This is a genomic window from Cupriavidus sp. 05T42 (assembly GCF_056396345.1).
This window is the reverse complement of sequence record NZ_JBFTLH010000004.1, coordinates 35,097-50,478: the sequence shown is the minus strand read 5'-3', so window position 1 is coordinate 50,478 and position 15,382 is coordinate 35,097. Positions and strand designations below refer to the sequence as shown.

The 15,382-nt window shown below is 65.9% G+C and carries 12 protein-coding genes; 6 read left to right on the top strand and 6 right to left on the bottom strand.

The genetic code is table 11. The features are described from left to right. Nucleotides 1-24: 24 nt before the first annotated feature. Nucleotides 25-612: an acyloxyacyl hydrolase gene (locus AC1EJR_RS06350; RefSeq protein WP_477112738.1), complete on the top strand. Its 588-nt coding sequence runs from the start codon at nucleotides 25-27 to the stop codon at nucleotides 610-612. A gap of 11 nt (nucleotides 613-623) precedes the next feature. Here AC1EJR_RS06350 and AC1EJR_RS06345 read toward each other — a convergent pair whose 3' ends face one another. Beyond that, complete coding sequence (locus AC1EJR_RS06345) at nucleotides 624-2,057, bottom strand: aminotransferase-like domain-containing protein (RefSeq protein ID WP_477146894.1); 1,434 nt, start codon at nucleotides 2,055-2,057, stop codon at nucleotides 624-626. Between the two features lie 299 nt (nucleotides 2,058-2,356). Here AC1EJR_RS06345 and aptA point away from each other — a divergent pair, with 299 nt between their 5' ends. Further along, nucleotides 2,357-3,688, top strand: coding sequence for an omega-aminotransferase AptA (gene aptA, locus AC1EJR_RS06340; RefSeq protein ID WP_092291512.1), 1,332 nt, complete (start codon nucleotides 2,357-2,359; stop codon nucleotides 3,686-3,688). 43 nt (nucleotides 3,689-3,731) lie between these two features. Further along, on the top strand, nucleotides 3,732-5,258 hold the full coding sequence (locus AC1EJR_RS06335) for a CoA-acylating methylmalonate-semialdehyde dehydrogenase (RefSeq protein WP_092291514.1): 1,527 nt from the start codon (nucleotides 3,732-3,734) through the stop codon (nucleotides 5,256-5,258). Nucleotides 5,259-5,315: 57 nt separating this feature from the next. Here AC1EJR_RS06335 and AC1EJR_RS06330 read toward each other — a convergent pair whose 3' ends face one another. The 3 genes from AC1EJR_RS06330 to AC1EJR_RS06320 form a co-directional block, all read right to left on the bottom strand. Further along, a complete protein-coding gene (locus AC1EJR_RS06330; protein ID WP_144199064.1) occupies nucleotides 5,316-5,606 on the bottom strand; it encodes a contact-dependent growth inhibition system immunity protein in 291 nt (96 codons plus the stop codon). Nucleotides 5,607-5,612: 6 nt separating this feature from the next. Then, on the bottom strand, nucleotides 5,613-6,443 hold the full coding sequence (locus AC1EJR_RS06325) for an RNase A-like domain-containing protein (RefSeq protein ID WP_477146893.1): 831 nt from the start codon (nucleotides 6,441-6,443) through the stop codon (nucleotides 5,613-5,615). 227 nt (nucleotides 6,444-6,670) lie between these two features. After that, a complete protein-coding gene (locus AC1EJR_RS06320; protein WP_144199060.1) occupies nucleotides 6,671-7,087 on the bottom strand; it encodes a WapI family immunity protein in 417 nt (138 codons plus the stop codon). A gap of 150 nt (nucleotides 7,088-7,237) precedes the next feature. Here AC1EJR_RS06320 and AC1EJR_RS06315 point away from each other — a divergent pair, with 150 nt between their 5' ends. Continuing rightward, nucleotides 7,238-8,647 (top strand): amino acid permease, encoded by a 1,410-nt coding sequence (locus AC1EJR_RS06315; protein WP_477112736.1) that lies wholly within the window; start codon nucleotides 7,238-7,240, stop codon nucleotides 8,645-8,647. On the opposite strand, the gene AC1EJR_RS06310 is transcribed toward AC1EJR_RS06315, so the two are convergent. Continuing rightward, nucleotides 8,644-10,050 carry an aminotransferase-like domain-containing protein gene (locus tag AC1EJR_RS06310; protein ID WP_477146892.1) on the bottom strand — a complete coding sequence of 469 codons (1,407 nt, stop codon included), beginning with the start codon at nucleotides 10,048-10,050 and terminating at the stop codon, nucleotides 8,644-8,646. The two genes, AC1EJR_RS06315 and AC1EJR_RS06310, sit on opposite strands and share 4 nt — an antisense overlap. A 176-nt stretch (nucleotides 10,051-10,226) precedes the next feature. Between AC1EJR_RS06310 and AC1EJR_RS06305 the strand changes: the two genes are divergently transcribed. Both AC1EJR_RS06305 and icmF read left to right on the top strand, forming a co-directional pair. Beyond that, nucleotides 10,227-10,565, top strand: coding sequence for a DUF2917 domain-containing protein (locus tag AC1EJR_RS06305; protein WP_092291522.1), 339 nt, complete (start codon nucleotides 10,227-10,229; stop codon nucleotides 10,563-10,565). A gap of 234 nt (nucleotides 10,566-10,799) precedes the next feature. Then, the gene (icmF, locus tag AC1EJR_RS06300; RefSeq protein WP_477146891.1) at nucleotides 10,800-14,114 is read left to right on the top strand and encodes a fused isobutyryl-CoA mutase/GTPase IcmF; all 3,315 of its coding nucleotides are present in this window, start codon (nucleotides 10,800-10,802) and stop codon (nucleotides 14,112-14,114) included. A gap of 27 nt (nucleotides 14,115-14,141) precedes the next feature. On the opposite strand, the gene AC1EJR_RS06295 is transcribed toward icmF, so the two are convergent. Next, nucleotides 14,142-15,239: a T6SS phospholipase effector Tle1-like catalytic domain-containing protein gene (locus tag AC1EJR_RS06295; protein ID WP_477112735.1), complete on the bottom strand. Its 1,098-nt coding sequence runs from the start codon at nucleotides 15,237-15,239 to the stop codon at nucleotides 14,142-14,144. Nucleotides 15,240-15,382: the final 143 nt, after the last annotated feature.

The window sequence follows — 15,382 nt, the reverse complement described above, 5'->3', positions numbered from 1 at the left end:
AAGACAGAACAACAAGAACGCCGCATGCATTCCGCCCTCTCCGCTCGTACCCTGTTTATCACCCGGACTCTTGCCGTTGCCGCGCTGGCCGCGGGCGCCACGTCGGCCGCCAGCGCCGAGGAACTGGTTGGCTGGAGCCATCCCGCCGTGCACGTGGCCTATGGCCGTGATCCCGGCCATAACATCAACAAATACGAACTCGGGCTGAACTTCAACACCCCGATCCAGTACGGCAATCCGCAAGGCTGGCTGTTCCGCCTGCAGGGCGAATTCAACGTCGCCGGATGGGATGCACGTAGCGGCACCAACCAGCAGAACCTGTTCGAGTTTGGCGTATCGCCGATCCTGCGCGTGGAAAAGCGCGGTGGCAATTTCGTGCCGTTCGCCGAGGCGTCGGTGGGGCTGCGCGTGCAGTCCCACACCGGCACGTCCGACGAACACCGTTCGGGCACGGCGTTCCAGTTCTCCGACATGGTCGGTATCGGCGTGGGCTTCGGCAAGAATGCCAACACGGAAGCGGGCTTCCGCTTCCAGCACATCTCCAACGCCAGCATCAAGGGGCCGAACCCGGGCAGCAACTTCTACACCGGGTACGTGCGTTACCGCTTCTGAGGCGTCTCAGGCTAGGCCGCGCGCGGCAGTTGGCCGGCGCGGCAGGCCTCGAAGAATGTCCACAATGCCGGGGCGTCGCTCGTCGCCACGTTGAAGCGGATCCACGGGGAATCGGTCTCGTCGGGCTCGAAGTACGAGCCCGGTGCCAGCCAGATGCCGTGGTCCAGCGCCAGCGTGGCGAGGCGGCTTGCGGGCGGCGCGTCGTCGCCCCGCAGCCGCGCCCAGGCGAACATCCCCCCTTCGGGCCGCAGCAGCACCTCCAGCCCGTGCGCTTCCATCTTTTCCGTCACGCGATCCTGTTGCGCGCGTAGCCGTTCGGCCAAAGCCGCCACGTGGCGGCCATAGTGGCCGCTGGTCAGTACGGAATACACCAGTCGCTCCGTGACCTMGGACGAGGTCAGTCCCACCGCCATCTTGGTCCGCGCGAAAGCCTTCGCCAGATCCGGGCTCGCCGCGAGGTAGCCCACGCGCAGCGACGGCGTGATGGTCTTCGAAAATCCGTTCACGTAGACCACCTGCGAGAGGCCGTCCATCGCCGCCAGCATCGGCGAGCCGGCCGGAGCCAGTTCGCGGTAGATATCGTCCTCCACCACCAGCAGCCGGTGCTGTTCGGCCAGTTGCAGCACGCGGAAGGCGTTCATGCTCGTCAGGCTGGCGCCGGTGGGGTTCTGCAACACCGTGTTGACGAACAGCGCGCGCGGGGTGTGCTGGCGGATGGCGTCTTCGAGCGCGTCGGTATCGAGCCCGGCCGCCGTGCGCGGCACGCCCACTACGCGCAACCCGGCCAGCCGCAGGATCTGCAATAGATTGCAATAGCAGGGCGCTTCCACGAGGACCGTGTCCCCAGGGCGCAGCAGCGTGCGCACCACGAGGTCCAGCGCCTGCGTGGCGCCCTGGGTCAGCACCACCTGCTGCGCCTGCACCGGCATGCCGTACTGGCTCATATGCGCCGCGATGTGCTCGCGCAGCGGCGCGAAGCCATAGGGATGGCCGTAGCCCGAGACCTGCGCGGCCGGCACACGCGCGGCGCTGCGCATGGCCTGGTGCAGCCCTTCCTCGTTGAGCCAGTCGCCCGGCAGCCAGCCCGCGCCGGCCTTGATCGGCACGGAATGGTCGGCGAACACATCGGAAAGCAGCCAGGCGGCGTTGAGCCCCGGCGCCTCCCAGTGGGGCGCGCGGGCATGGCCGGCCGGCGCGTGGCGGTGCGCCACCGTGTAGCCGGAGCCGGGGCGCGCCGCGAGGTAGCCCAGCGCGGTCAGCCGGCCGTAGGCTTCCGCCACCGTGAACGTGCTGACGTTGTGCAGCTGCGCAAAGCGGCGCACCGAGGGCAGGGGGGTGCCGGCACGCAGCGCGCGGCGGTCCACCAGCGCGGCGATGCCGGCCACGATCTGTTCGGTCAGGGTGTCGCCGCCACGGCGGCTGCGGACGAGGTTCAGGTTAAGCATCAGGCACTCGACAGGGCGCGAAACCTGTACAGTGTACTGGCTACCGCGCCGCGCGACCGGGCACCTTTCCCATTGGTGCGGTGCAGCGGTGAAGCGCCGTATCACCGTCGATCCGGGCCGCCGCGTGGCTTCGCGCCCCAATCCGCTATCTGTACAGTCGAGGCTGTCTACACTGTACGGTAAGGCAGCGATMTCCCGACCGTATATTCGTGCGGCCCGACCGCGCCGGTAGAGTTGCCGGAATCCGTGCCGGGGCGCTTCGCTCCGCGCCCCCTACCCCTGATTGCTGAGGAGAAAGTATGGACGCCGCCAAGACCGTGATCCCCGATATGGATGCCCTGTGGATGCCGTTCACCGCCAATCGCCAGTACAAGGCCGCCCCGCGCCTGCTGGCCTCGGCCAGCGGCATGTACTACACCACCCACGACGGCCGCAAGGTCCTGGACGGCTGTGCCGGCCTCTGGTGCGTGGCTGCCGGCCATGGCCGCAAGGAGATCGTCGATGCCATCGCCCGGCAGGCCGCCACGCTGGACTACGCGCCGCCGTTCCAGATGGGCCATCCGCTCTCGTTCGAGGCTGCCACCAAGCTGGCCGCGATCATGCCGAAGACGCTGGATCGCATTTTCTTCACGAACTCGGGTTCGGAGTCGGTCGATACGGCGCTGAAGATCGCCCTGGCCTACCACCGCGCGCGGGGCGAAGGCCAGCGCACGCGCATCATCGGCCGCGAGCGCGGGTACCACGGCGTGGGCTTCGGCGGTATGGCCGTGGGTGGCATCGGCCCGAATCGCAAGACCTGGTCGGCCAACCTGATGCCGGGCACGGACCACCTGCCGGCCACGCTGAACATCGCCGAGGCTGCGTACTCGAAGGGCCAGCCGCAGTGGGGCGCCCACCTGGCCGATGAACTCGAGCGCATCATCGCGCTGCACGATGCCTCGAACGTGGCCGCAGTGATTGTCGAGCCGCTGGCGGGTTCGGCAGGCGTGTTGGTGCCGCCGGTCGGCTATCTCGAGAAGCTGCGCGAGATCACGAGCAAGCATGGCATTTTGCTGATTTTCGATGAGGTCATCACGGCGTTCGGCCGCCTTGGCACCGCCACCGCCGCCGAGCGCTTCAACGTGACGCCGGACCTGATCACGATGGCGAAGGCCATCAACAACGCCGCTGTGCCGATGGGCGCCGTGGCTGTGCGCCGCGACGTGCACGACACCGTGGTCAACGCCGGCGCGCCGAACGGCATCGAGCTGCTGCACGGCTATACCTATTCCGGCCATCCGCTGGCGTGCGCGGCGGCTATCGCCACGCTGGACCTGTACCAGCGTGACAACCTGTTCGGCCGTGCCGCCGAACTGGCGCCGAAGTTCGAGTCGGCCGTGCATGGCCTGCGCGGTGCGCCGCATGTGAAGGACATCCGCAACCTGGGGCTGGTGGCCGGCGTGGAGCTGGAGTCGCGCCCCGGCCAACCGGGCGCGCGCGCCTACGAGGCCTTCCTGAAATGCCTCGAGCGCGGCGTGCTGGTGCGCTACACCGGCGACATCCTGGCGTTCTCGCCGCCGCTGATCATTTCCGAGGCGGAGATCGACCAGTTGTTCGATACCGTCAGGCAAGTGCTGAACGACGTGCAATAAGCCCGTACAGGGGCTCGCCAAGACAGACTGAGAGGAATACGCAGTGAACATCGCTGAAAACCGGCAGATCGCCGAAATCCATCACTACATCGGCGGTAGCGTCCGCCGCGCCGCCGCCGAGGGTACCGGCCGTTTCGCCGAGGTATTCAACCCCGCCACCGGCGAGGTGGCTGCGCGCGTGGCGCTGGGCAGCGCCGAAGACGTCGGTGCCGCCGTGGCCGCCGCCAAGGCAGCGTTTCCGGCATGGTCCGAACTGGCCCCGCTGCGCCGCGCGCGCATCCTGTTCAAGTTCAAGGAACTGCTGGACAAGCATCATGACGACCTGGCCGCGCTGATCACGCGCGAGCACGGCAAGGTGTTTTCGGACGCCAAGGGCGAGGTCACGCGCGGTATCGAGGTGGTGGAGTTCGCCTGCGGCATCCCCAACCTGCTCAAGACCGACTTCACCGACAACATCGGCGGCGGCATCGACAACTGGAACCTGCGCCAGCCGCTGGGCGTGGTGGCCGGCATCACGCCGTTCAACTTCCCGGTGATGGTGCCGATGTGGATGTTCCCGGTGGCGCTGGCCTGCGGCAACACCTTCGTGCTCAAGCCGTCCGAGCGCGACCCCTCGCCAAGCCTGCTGATCGCCGACCTGCTCAAGCAGGCCGGCCTGCCCGATGGCGTGTTCAACGTGGTGCAGGGCGACAAGACCGCCGTGGACGCGCTGCTGGCCCACCCGGACGTGCAGGCGCTGTCGTTCGTCGGCTCCACGCCGATCGCCGAGTACATCTACACGGAAGGCACCAAGCACGGCAAGCGCGTGCAGGCGCTGGGCGGCGCCAAGAACCACCTCGTGGTGATGCCGGACGCGGACCTGGACCAGGCCGTGGACGCGCTGATCGGTGCCGCCTACGGCTCCGCCGGCGAGCGCTGCATGGCGATCTCGGTCGCGGTGGCGGTGGGCGACGTGGCCGACAAGCTCGTGCCGCGCCTGGCCGAACGCGCCCGCGCGCTGAAGATCCGCAACGGCATGGACGCCGACGCCGAAATGGGCCCGCTGGTGACTGGCGTGCACAAGGCCAAGGTCGAGGGCTACATCGCCAAGGGCGAGGCCGAAGGCGCCACGCTGGTCACGGACGGGCGCGGCCACAAGGTGGACGGCCACGACGGCGGCTTCTTCGTCGGCGGCACGCTGTTCGACCACGTGAAGCCGGACATGACGATCTACAAGGAAGAGATCTTCGGCCCGGTGCTGTCCGTGGTGCGCGTGCACGACTTCGCCGAAGCCGTGGACCTGATCAACCGCCACGAATTCGGCAACGGCGTGTCGTGCTACACCAGCGACGGTGGCATCGCCCGGGCATTCTCGCGCCAGATCCAGGTCGGCATGGTGGGCATCAACGTGCCGATTCCAGTCCCCATGGCCTGGCACTCGTTCGGCGGCTGGAAGCGCTCCCTGTTCGGCGACCACCACGCCTACGGCGAGGAAGGCGTGCGGTTCTACACGCGCTACAAGAGCATCATGCAGCGCTGGCCCGACAGTATCGGCAAGGGCGCCGAATTCACGATGCCGGTGGCGAAGTGATGGGGTAGGGAAAGGTCGTAGAAGTGCGAAACGGCAGGGTTTTGACCCTGCCGTTTTTTATTGTCGAAGCACCCTTGCAATCTCATTCAGGAACGATTGCGTGGTGTAACCCCATAACGCCGGGTCAGGCTCACCGCCAAACAGATTCTCAAATGCTGCATCCAGATCGAAAGGGTGGTCTGCCTTTATGTTTTCTATCTCGCGCATCACGCTCTTGCGCATGTCAGGATCCGATTGACGCATGTAGGTCTCGACGATTTCCTCGATATTTTCTCCCCACATGTCCGCGTCCTCGTTAAAGTAGCCGATGATAAGGTGCCAAAGTTGAGGGTATTTGGGTGTCGCCATCTGGAGTCAAAGTCCGGTATAGGCCGTCACTATATAGAACGGCATGTCGTTGTAGCTGACGGGTTCCAGCACTACAGTAACGCTAGTGGCGTCATGCATCTTGCCTGAATTCCGAAACAGCACTTTCCCTACAGGTTTCCCCAAGCTAGATGTGAGGACCAGTCGGCCTTTTCCGGTGGCGGCCCATCCCGCTATTCGATTTTGCTCCCGACGCATGACGTMGGAAATCGCCCATTCGGCAGTGTGCAGATTGGTGAATGTCGATACCCTACCCCGCTTCGACTCCCGTACCAAACGGGCGCGCAATTGGGCTTCAGTTTGCCCGATGTGTTTCAGGATCGTATGCCCGCCCAAGCCGCCCGCAGTTTTCGCTTCATGCTGCATCAAATTGATGCGCCCCAGCGTAATGCTCGCCACCCGCGCGGCCTTCAACATCCCCGCAAGCCCGAAGCCTACGCCGATGTCCAGCGACAGCCCGATGTTGTTGGCCATATCGGGCGGCGCCCGCATTGTGTGGGCCAGCTTGGCGGCGCCCCGCTGGGTCAGGGTTGCCGTGTCGCGCCCGGTCCATGCCTGCCGCATGCCCCGCCAGGCGGTGTCGGCGCCATGCATGCCAAAGGCGATGCAACCTGCCTTGGTGACCCCGGTCGGCTCCGGTGCGATGCATAGCACCCCGGCACCGACCATCTCCAGCACGCCGCCGACGATGTCCAGGCCGCCCCACAGGCGGTTGCTCATCGTTTCAGCGGGGCTGATCGAGCGATGCGCAAGCACCGCAGCCAACTGCGGCGCGCTCAGGACTACGCGCACGCCTTCCATCTCGTCCAACTGAGCCATTGCAACCTACCTCCTGTCAGAAAAGGAGGATCGACGCTAGCTGTTCAACGGCCAGACACATTTGAGATATCTCAAACCGCGCGGGTTCGTAACGAAAATGTTGCAGTGGCCTGAGGCTGGCTTGGTTCTACACGCGCTGCATGATGCCGGTGGCGAAGTGATGGTGAGAAGTGCGGAATGGCGGGTGTGTGGACTCCGCAGTTTCTTATTGAGGCAGCCTAGATGGCTCAACCAGAAAAGGACAGAAGCGCGTCGATCCCTCGCAGAAGTTCGCCTAGGAAGGACTGATCCAGCCCACATTGCCCTGTAATCCATGCGCCAACGGGTGGTGCTGGCTGAAACCGCCAGTCGCCAATGATCTGCCCTTGATCAAGCGTTCGCAATATCAGCGAAAAGCCAGCTTCAACACCTGCCAACTCGGCTGTTTGTCCCACCTGGAGTTGGGTTTGCATGGTCTCCAGCTGTTGTTGAAACTGCCGCAATTCCCCAGGCATGACACTCCATGCCCCCTCGGCGCGAATGCCCGGGGCAGTCAAGTCGATCCGGACATCGATCCATTCGAGATAGGGTCCTCCCGGTTCCTCACGCCGCGCGGAAACCGGCCTGATTTGAAGCTTGAAGTCGTCTGTGTCAAGGGTCAGCATGGGCCAATAGTACATAGCGCAACGCACTGAAATGTTGAAAATGTCATCAGAGGGAGTCAATGCGTGCGAGAGACCCAGCCGATATTCCCCTTCCCCAAACCGTCCCCAAGCACAACAATGATCTGACCCACCCCCGTCGGAGCCCTCGCCATGAGTCTGTTTCGCACCAAGAACATCGATGCCATGCTCGAGGTCAGCGCGCACGACGGGTTGCGCAAGGTGCTCGGGCCTGGGGATCTGGTGATGATGGGGATTGGCGCCATCATCGGCACCGGGATCTTCGTGTTGACGGGGACCGGGGCGCTCACGGCGGGGCCGGCGTTGACGGTGTCGTTCGTGATCGCGGCGATGGCGTGCGGGTTTGCGGCGCTTTGCTATGCCGAGTTTGCGTCGGCCATCCCGGTGTCGGGGTCGATCTATACCTATAGCTACGCCACGCTGGGGGAGATCGTGGCGTGGATGATCGGGTGGGATCTGCTGCTCGAATATGGGCTGGCCACGTCGGCGGTGTCGGTGGGGTGGTCGGGGTACTTCCAGTCGCTGGTGGCCGGATTCGGGATTCGGCTACCCGTGGCGCTCACGGCGGCGCCGGGGGCGGTGCCCGGTGTGGAGACCATGCTGAACCTGCCGGCCGTGCTGATCATGCTGGCGATTACCTGGGTGGTGTCTTACGGCGTGCGCGAGTCGGCGCGGCTCAATAACGTGATGGTGGCGATCAAGGTCAGCGTGGTGCTGCTGTTCATCGTCGTCGGCGTGTGGCGTGTGCGGCCGGTCAACTGGGAGCCGTTCGCGCCGTTCGGCATGACCGGCATCTTCAACGCCGCCGCGCTGGTGTTCTTCGCGTTCATCGGCTTCGACGCGGTGACTTCGGCGGCGGAGGAGGTGCGCAACCCGCGCCGGGACCTGCCGATCGGCATCATCGGCTCGCTGGCGGTCTGCACCATTCTCTATGTGGTGGTGGCCGCCATCATGACCGGCATCGTGCCGTACGCGAAGTTCGCGGGGGTCGATCACCCGGTGTCGCTGGCGCTCCAGTACGCCGGGCAGAACTGGGTGGCGGGGTTTGTCGATCTCGGCGCCATCCTCGGCATGACCACGGTGATCCTCGTCATGACCTACGGGCAGACGCGGATCATCTTTGCGATGTCGCGCGATGGGCTGCTGCCCGAGGCGCTCTCGGCCGTCCATCCCGTGCACGCCACGCCGTTCGTCGCCACCTGGACGGTCGGACTGATCTTCGCCGCCATCGCCGGCTTTGTGCCGCTGAACGTGCTGGCCGAGCTGATCAATATCGGCACGCTGGCAGCCTTCACGCTGATCTCGATTGCCATCCTGGTGCTGCGCCGCACCCGGCCGGACCTGCCGCGCGGCTTCCACTGCCCCGGCGTGCCCGTGGTGCCGCTGCTGGCGGTGGGGTTCTGCCTGTTCCTGATGGCGCACCTGCAATGGCTGACGTGGGTCGCCTTCCTGTGCTGGCTCGCGCTCGGGCTGGTGGTCTACTTCGCCTACTCGCGCCGCAACGCCGTGCTGCACAACCACGGCGGCGACGCGGAGGGCTAGCTGTCTCGCGATCCGGCATCGGCCAGGAACGCGCGCGAGCGCGCTTCCCCAGCATAGGCCGAGTTGATGCGCACCCAGGGCGTGGTCTCGCCGGCCGGGCGGAAGAAGTGCCCCGGCGCCAGCGCGATCCCGTACTGCTCGCCGAGCGTGACGAGGTCGCGCKAGTCGGCCATGCCGCGCGGCCGGGCCCACAGGAAGTTGCCGCCCGCAGGCTCGCAGAACACGTCCCAGTTGCTCTCGCCGAGGATCTTCACCGCATCGGCGGTGACCTCGCGGGTGCGCACGCGCAGCCGCTCCACATATTTGCGATAGGCGCCGCGTTCCAGCATTGTCGCCGTCACGGCTTCGGCGAAATGCGAGCCGGCCACGCTGGTCAACACCTTCACGTCGATCAGGTCCTTGACCAGCGCCTTGTCGGCCACKAGGTAGCCCACGCGAAGCGCCGCCGACACGGTCTTTGAGAATCCGCCTATATAGATGACGTGCTCGAGCTGATCGAGCGTGGCCAGCCGGTCGGTGAACGTGAGCTGGAAGTCCGAGAAGATGTCGTCCTCGACGAAGCGGAAGTTGTGCTTGCGCGCCAGTTCGAGCAGGCGGAACGCCACCGGGGGCGTCAGCGTGGAGCCAGTGGGGTTCTGGAGAATGCTGTTGGTGAAGAACAGCTTGGGCTTGTGGTCGCGCAGCAGGCGCTCGCAGGCTTCCGGGTCGGGGCCGTTCGGGGTGTGCGGCACGCCCACCAGCTGCACGCCGTGCAGCCGCAGCAGGCCGAACAGGTTGTAGTAGCCGGGGTCTTCGACGAACACGGTGTCGCCAGGCTTGAGCAGGTGCCGCACGACGAGGTCGAGCGCCTGGCTGGCCCCAGTGGTGATCAGCACCTGCGACAGCTCGGCCTGCACGCCCACCTGCCGCACGCGCGTGAGCACTTGCTTGCGCAGCTCCGGGTGGCCGAGCGGCGTGGCGTAGTGGATCACACTGTCGATGTCATGCCGGGTGATATGGCGGATGGCCTGCGTCAGCCCCTCCACATCGCGCCATTCCTCGGGCACGAAGCCGCCAGCCAGCTTCAGCGCGCCGCTGGGGTGGTGGAACTGGTCGATGATATGGACCGACAGGTCTTCGGCCAGGCTCGGGTCGGACCAGCCCCGGCCGCTGCGGCCGGCCAGCGTGCTGTCCGCCACATAGAAGCCCGAGCCCTGCCGTGAATCGAGCAGGCCCTGCGAGACCAGTCGGTCGTAGGCCTCGATGACCGGGAAGCGGCTGATGTTGTGCTCGGCGGCCAGCTGGCGGATCGATGGCAGGCGGGCGCCGGGCAGTGCCTCGCGCGAGCTGATCCAGGCTTTGACGGCGAGCACGATCTGCTCGGTCAGCGGTACACCGGTGGAGGGGTCGAGGACGAGCTTCATGGCGGGGGCGGCGGGGGGTGGCGGCGAACTGTCAGCAAAAACTACTGAACAGTTCATCGAAAACTGTTCGGAACTGTGCATGGGATTGTAATCCTCGCCATGAATAATGGAAGCGTGGCGGAGGCGTCCGCGTTGTCCTTCGACGCCGCTCCGCCGGGCAGAACGAGGAGACCMCCATGCGTGAACTCAGGACCTTTGAACTCGATGAACCGGGCAAGCCCGTGAGCTGGCGTGTCCGGCATGGCCAGAGCGTTGCCGTGCTCGAAGGCCGGCTGTGGCTGACCATCGAAGGGCAGGCCGCCGATATCTGGCTGCGGCCGGGCGACATCTTCGCGCTACCCGAGGGCGCGCAGGTCTGGCTGTCGGGCGAGTCGCTGCTGGCCCGCTTCCAACTGGCCGAGACCCCCGCGCCGCTCTCGCTCCAACGTGCCGCCGCCATCGCCCGGCAACTGCTGCGCCGGTGGCGCGCCCGCAAGACGGACGCCTTCGGCGACTGCCCGCAGATCCACGCCTGAGCCTCCGCAACGCCGCGCGGCGGGCAAGTGCCTGCCGCGATCCATCCGGGCCAACCCCGCTGGTCCAATCCCTCCCGCCATGCGAGGATGCCGCCATGACCCTTGGCGCGCAGCCTTCCTGCCCGCCTTGCCTTACGTTAACGTAAACGTCATATAATCGTCCGGCCCCGTCAGTGCGGTCGTCAGAACCGCCGGCGCGTGGCACGCCAGCCACATATCCGAGCGGTGGAGACAATGACTGATCTTTCCGATGTGAGCAGGACCGCGGCGCCCAAGCCGCGCGCAGCCACGGGCAAGGGCCCCATTTCGCCCACCACGCCCGCTTCGCCGACCAACAAGGTGCGGTTTGTGACCGCCGCGTCATTGTTCGATGGCCACGACGCCTCGATCAACATCATGCGGCGCATCCTCCAGTCCCACGGCTGCGAGGTGATCCACCTGGGGCACAACCGCTCCGTGCACGAGGTGGTGACCGCCGCGCTGCAGGAAGACGCCCAGGGCATCGCCATCTCCAGCTATCAGGGCGGGCACGTCGAATACTTCAAATACATGATCGATCTGCTGCGCGAGCACGGCGGCGAGCACATCCAGGTGTTCGGCGGCGGCGGCGGCGTGATCGTGCCGGACGAGATCCGCGAACTGCAGGCCTACGGCGTGGCGCGCATCTACAGTCCCGAGGACGGCCAGCGCATGGGCCTGGCCGGCATGATCGCCGACATGGTGCAGCGCTGCGACATCGACCTGACCCGCTACGCGCCCACCTCGCTCGATGCCGTGGCCGGCGGCGACCGCCGCGCGCTGGCCCAGCTGATGACCGCGCTCGAGAACGGCCGCGCCGACCCGGTGCTGGTCGAGACCCTCCATGCCCAGGCGAAGACCGCCACAACGCCGGTACTCGGCATTACGGGGACGGGCGGTGCCGGCAAGTCGTCGCTGACGGACGAGCTGATCCGCCGTTTCCGGCTGGACCAGCAGGACGCGCTGTCGGTCGCGGTGATCTCGATCGACCCGTCGCGGCGCAAGTCCGGCGGCGCGCTGCTGGGCGACCGCATCCGCATGAACGCGATCAACCATCCGCACGTTTTCATGCGCTCGCTGGCCACGCGCGAGGCCGGCTCGGAGATTTCCCAGGCGCTGCCGGACGTGATTGCCGCCTGCAAGGCGGCGCGCTTCGATCTGGTGATCGTGGAGACGTCCGGGATCGGGCAGGGCGATGCGGCCATCGTGCCGCACGTGGACCTGTCGCTCTATGTGATGACGCCCGAGTTCGGCGCGGCGAGCCAGCTCGAGAAGATCGACATGCTCGACTTCGCCGACTTCGTCGCCATCAACAAGTTCGACCGCAAGGGCGCGCAGGACGCCTGGCGCGACGTGGCCAAGCAGGTGCAGCGCAACCGCGAGCAGTGGCACAGCAAGCCCGACGAGATGCCGGTCTATGGCACGCAGGCGTCGCGCTTCAATGACGATGGCGTGACGATGCTCTATCAGGGGCTGGCCGCCGCCCTGGCCGAGCGTGGCCTGGCGCTGAAGCCCGGCGTGCTGCCGGCCACCAGCGGGCGGATCTCGACTGGCCAGAACGTGATCGTGCCGCCGGCGCGCAGCCGCTATCTGGCCGAGCTGGCCGACACCGTGCGCGCCTACCATCGCCGCGTGGCCGAGCAGAGCCGGCTGGCGCGCGAGCGCCAGCAACTGCGCGCCGCCGGGGCGATGCTAAAGCAGTCCGACGCCAGCGGCGATACCGCCGCGCTGGACACGCTGGCCGCCGACCGTGACGCCGCGCTCGGCGCCGTGGAGCGCAAGCTGCTGGCGATGTGGCCGCAGATGCAGCAGGCATACAGCGGCGACGAATACGTGGTGAAGATCCGCGACAAGGAGATCCGCACGGGGCTGGTGACCACCACGCTCTCCGGCACCAAGATCCGCAAGGTGGTGCTGCCGCGCTTCGAGGACGACGGCGAGATCCTGAAATGGCTGATGCGCGAGAACGTGCCGGGCAGCTTCCCGTACACGGCCGGCGTGTTCGCGTTCAAGCGCGAGGGCGAGGACCCCACCCGCATGTTCGCTGGCGAGGGTGATGCATTCCGCACAAATCGCCGTTTCAAGCTGGTGTCGGAAGGGATGGACGCCAAGCGCCTTTCCACCGCGTTCGACTCGGTCACGCTCTACGGCGAAGACCCGCACCTGCGCCCGGACATCTACGGCAAGGTCGGCAACTCGGGCGTCAGCATCGCCACGCTCGACGACATGAAGGTGCTCTACGACGGCTTCGACCTGACCAGTCCGAGCACGTCCGTGTCGATGACCATCAACGGACCCGCGCCGACCATCCTGGCGATGTTCATGAACACCGCCATCGACCAGAAGCTGGACAAGTTCCGCGTCGACAACGGCCGCGAGCCGACCGCCGACGAGGAATCGAAGATCCGCGCCTGGGTGCTCCAGAACGTGCGCGGCACGGTGCAGGCAGACATCCTCAAGGAGGATCAGGGCCAGAACACGTGCATCTTTTCCACCGAGTTCTCGCTGAAGGTGATGGGGGACATCCAGGAGTACTTCGTCCACCATCAGGTGCGCAATTTCTACTCGGTGTCGATCTCGGGCTATCACATCGCCGAGGCCGGCGCGAACCCGATCTCCCAGCTCGCGTTCACGCTCTCGAACGGCTTCACCTACGTGGAGGCCTACCTCGCGCGCGGCATGCATATCGACGACTTCGCGCCGAACCTGTCGTTCTTCTTCTCGAACGGCATGGACCCCGAGTACAGCGTGCTCGGCCGCGTGGCGCGCCGCATCTGGGCCGTGACGATGCGCGACAAGTACGGCGCCAACGACCGCAGCCAGAAGCTCAAGTACCACATCCAGACGTCGGGACGCTCGCTGCACGCGCAGGAAATCGACTTCAACGACATCCGCACCACGCTGCAGGCGCTGATCGCCATCTACGACAACTGCAACTCGCTGCATACCAACGCCTATGACGAGGCGATCACCACGCCGACCGGCGAATCGGTGCGCCGCGCGCTGGCGATCCAGCTCATCATCAACCGCGAATGGGGCGTGGCGAAGTGCGAGAACCCGAATCAGGGCAGCTTCCTGATCGAGGAGTTGACCGACCTCGTGGAAGAGGCCGTGCTGCAGGAGTTCGAGCGCATCGCCGAGCGTGGCGGCGTGCTCGGGGCGATGGAAACCGGCTACCAGCGCGGCAAGATCCAGGAGGAGTCGATGTACTACKAGCAGCTGAAGCACGACGGCACGCTGCCGATCATCGGCGTGAACACGTTCCGCAATCCGGAAGGCGACCCGACGCCGCAGAAGCTGGAACTGGCGCGTTCGAGCGAGGAGGAGAAGCAGAGCCAGCTGAACCGCCTGGCGGAATTCCAGCAGGGCCACACGGCGGACGCCCCGGCGATGCTGGAGCGGCTGCGCCAGGCCGTGATCGCCAACCAGAACGTGTTCGCAGTGCTGATGGACGCCGTGCGCGTGTGCTCGTTAGGGCAGATCACGCACACGCTGTTCGAGGTCGGCGGGCAGTATCGGCGCAACATGTAGGAGTGGATGCAGGCAGCCGACGCAACGCTAGAAGAAGGTGCGGTAGCGGAAGTAGCCGTTTGTCCGCGCCGTGGACTCCATCTTTCCGGTGGGTCGGAACGCGCACCGCGAGTCGTGGATGTAGTCGTCCATGAGCTTGTGCACGCTTGGTGGCAGGGCGCCCGGCGCTTCCAGTGCTGCCAGCAGGCGAGCCGTGGCGGCATCCACGCGCGGCGCGTTGGCGATGCTCGGGCCTACGCGGCCTCCTGCGGGAATAGGCGGACGCATCGCCACGCGCAAGCTTCGGTGGTGGGTGGCAAAGTCCTCGGCCCCTTCACGCAGGTCGATCTGGTCGGGGTCCTTTCTCGCCCGCTGGTAGACGCGGCGTCGCTCCAGCGCCTGGCCCGGCAAGTGCAGGCCGCTGCGCCATTGCAGGTACTGATGGGTATGCGCCTCGAGGAAGGCTTGCGTTGCCGGCTTGCCGGTGGCACTTGGCGCGATGCCACAGGTCGCATAGAAGTCAGTGACGGTGGCGATCAGGTCCGGGGAGCAATGGAAGGCCCGGGCGAGGCCGGGGTCCTCCTGGATTTCATCGGATGACAACAGCGGCACACCGCCGACGAGCGCCGCGTGGTGCATGTCGATCAGCGGTATCTGCGATAACTGCGGTGACAATCCCCAATCCGGCATCGCCTTGCCTTGATCACCGGGCCGGTAGCCGCCCCCCGCGTCTGAATGCATGCCGGGGTAAGCCACCTGCTTGCCACGCGCCATTTCCAGCGGAAAGCTGCCGCGCTGTTCGTGCAGGGCGATGAAATGCACGCATTGTTCGATGGCGGGGTGGATGGCCATATGGGCGCCCCAGGAACCATGGCCGTCGGCGCCCGGGATGCCGTCGGGGATGCCGACTGCAGCGACCGTATCGAACAGGCCCATGAAGTGGATGCGAATCGGTATGCCAGCCAGCCGATGAACGCCATCCTTCTGCGCAAGAAATTCGAACAGCCAATGGGCGAATGCGCGGGCTGCGGCGGCACCGCGAGAGAAGCCGAACACCGCGACATTGATCCGCGTGACCTTGCGCTCGCGGTCTGCCACCACTTTCGCCAGTTTGTTCTCCCAGGTCTTGAACGCGAGCTTGCGCATGGGATCATTCGGGTCATAGCTCATGCCTGATACGACGGCTCTCATCACGTGATCTGGGAGCATGCGGGTTCCAGTCAAATTCAAATGAACCGAGTCAAGCGTTTCTCGTAGCGAAAGTTCGCGCTGTCCATTCGCAGGCATCG

Bases quoted from the DNA above. Each gene is read 5' to 3' on its own strand.
- aptA (WP_092291512.1), top strand. From the start codon at position 2,357: ATGGACGCCGCCAAGACCGTGATCCCCGATATGGATGCCCTGTGGATG.
- AC1EJR_RS06330 (WP_144199064.1), bottom strand. From the start codon at position 5,606: ATGGCGACACCCAAATACCCTCAACTTTGGCACCTTATCATCGGCTAC.
- AC1EJR_RS06315 (WP_477112736.1), top strand. From the start codon at position 7,238: ATGAGTCTGTTTCGCACCAAGAACATCGATGCCATGCTCGAGGTCAGC.
- AC1EJR_RS06305 (WP_092291522.1), top strand. From the start codon at position 10,227: ATGCGTGAACTCAGGACCTTTGAACTCGATGAACCGGGCAAGCCCGTG.
- AC1EJR_RS06320 (WP_144199060.1), bottom strand. From the start codon at position 7,087: ATGCTGACCCTTGACACAGACGACTTCAAGCTTCAAATCAGGCCGGTT.
- AC1EJR_RS06295 (WP_477112735.1), bottom strand. From the start codon at position 15,239: ATGCGCAAGCTCGCGTTCAAGACCTGGGAGAACAAACTGGCGAAAGTG.
- AC1EJR_RS06350 (WP_477112738.1), top strand. From the start codon at position 25: ATGCATTCCGCCCTCTCCGCTCGTACCCTGTTTATCACCCGGACTCTT.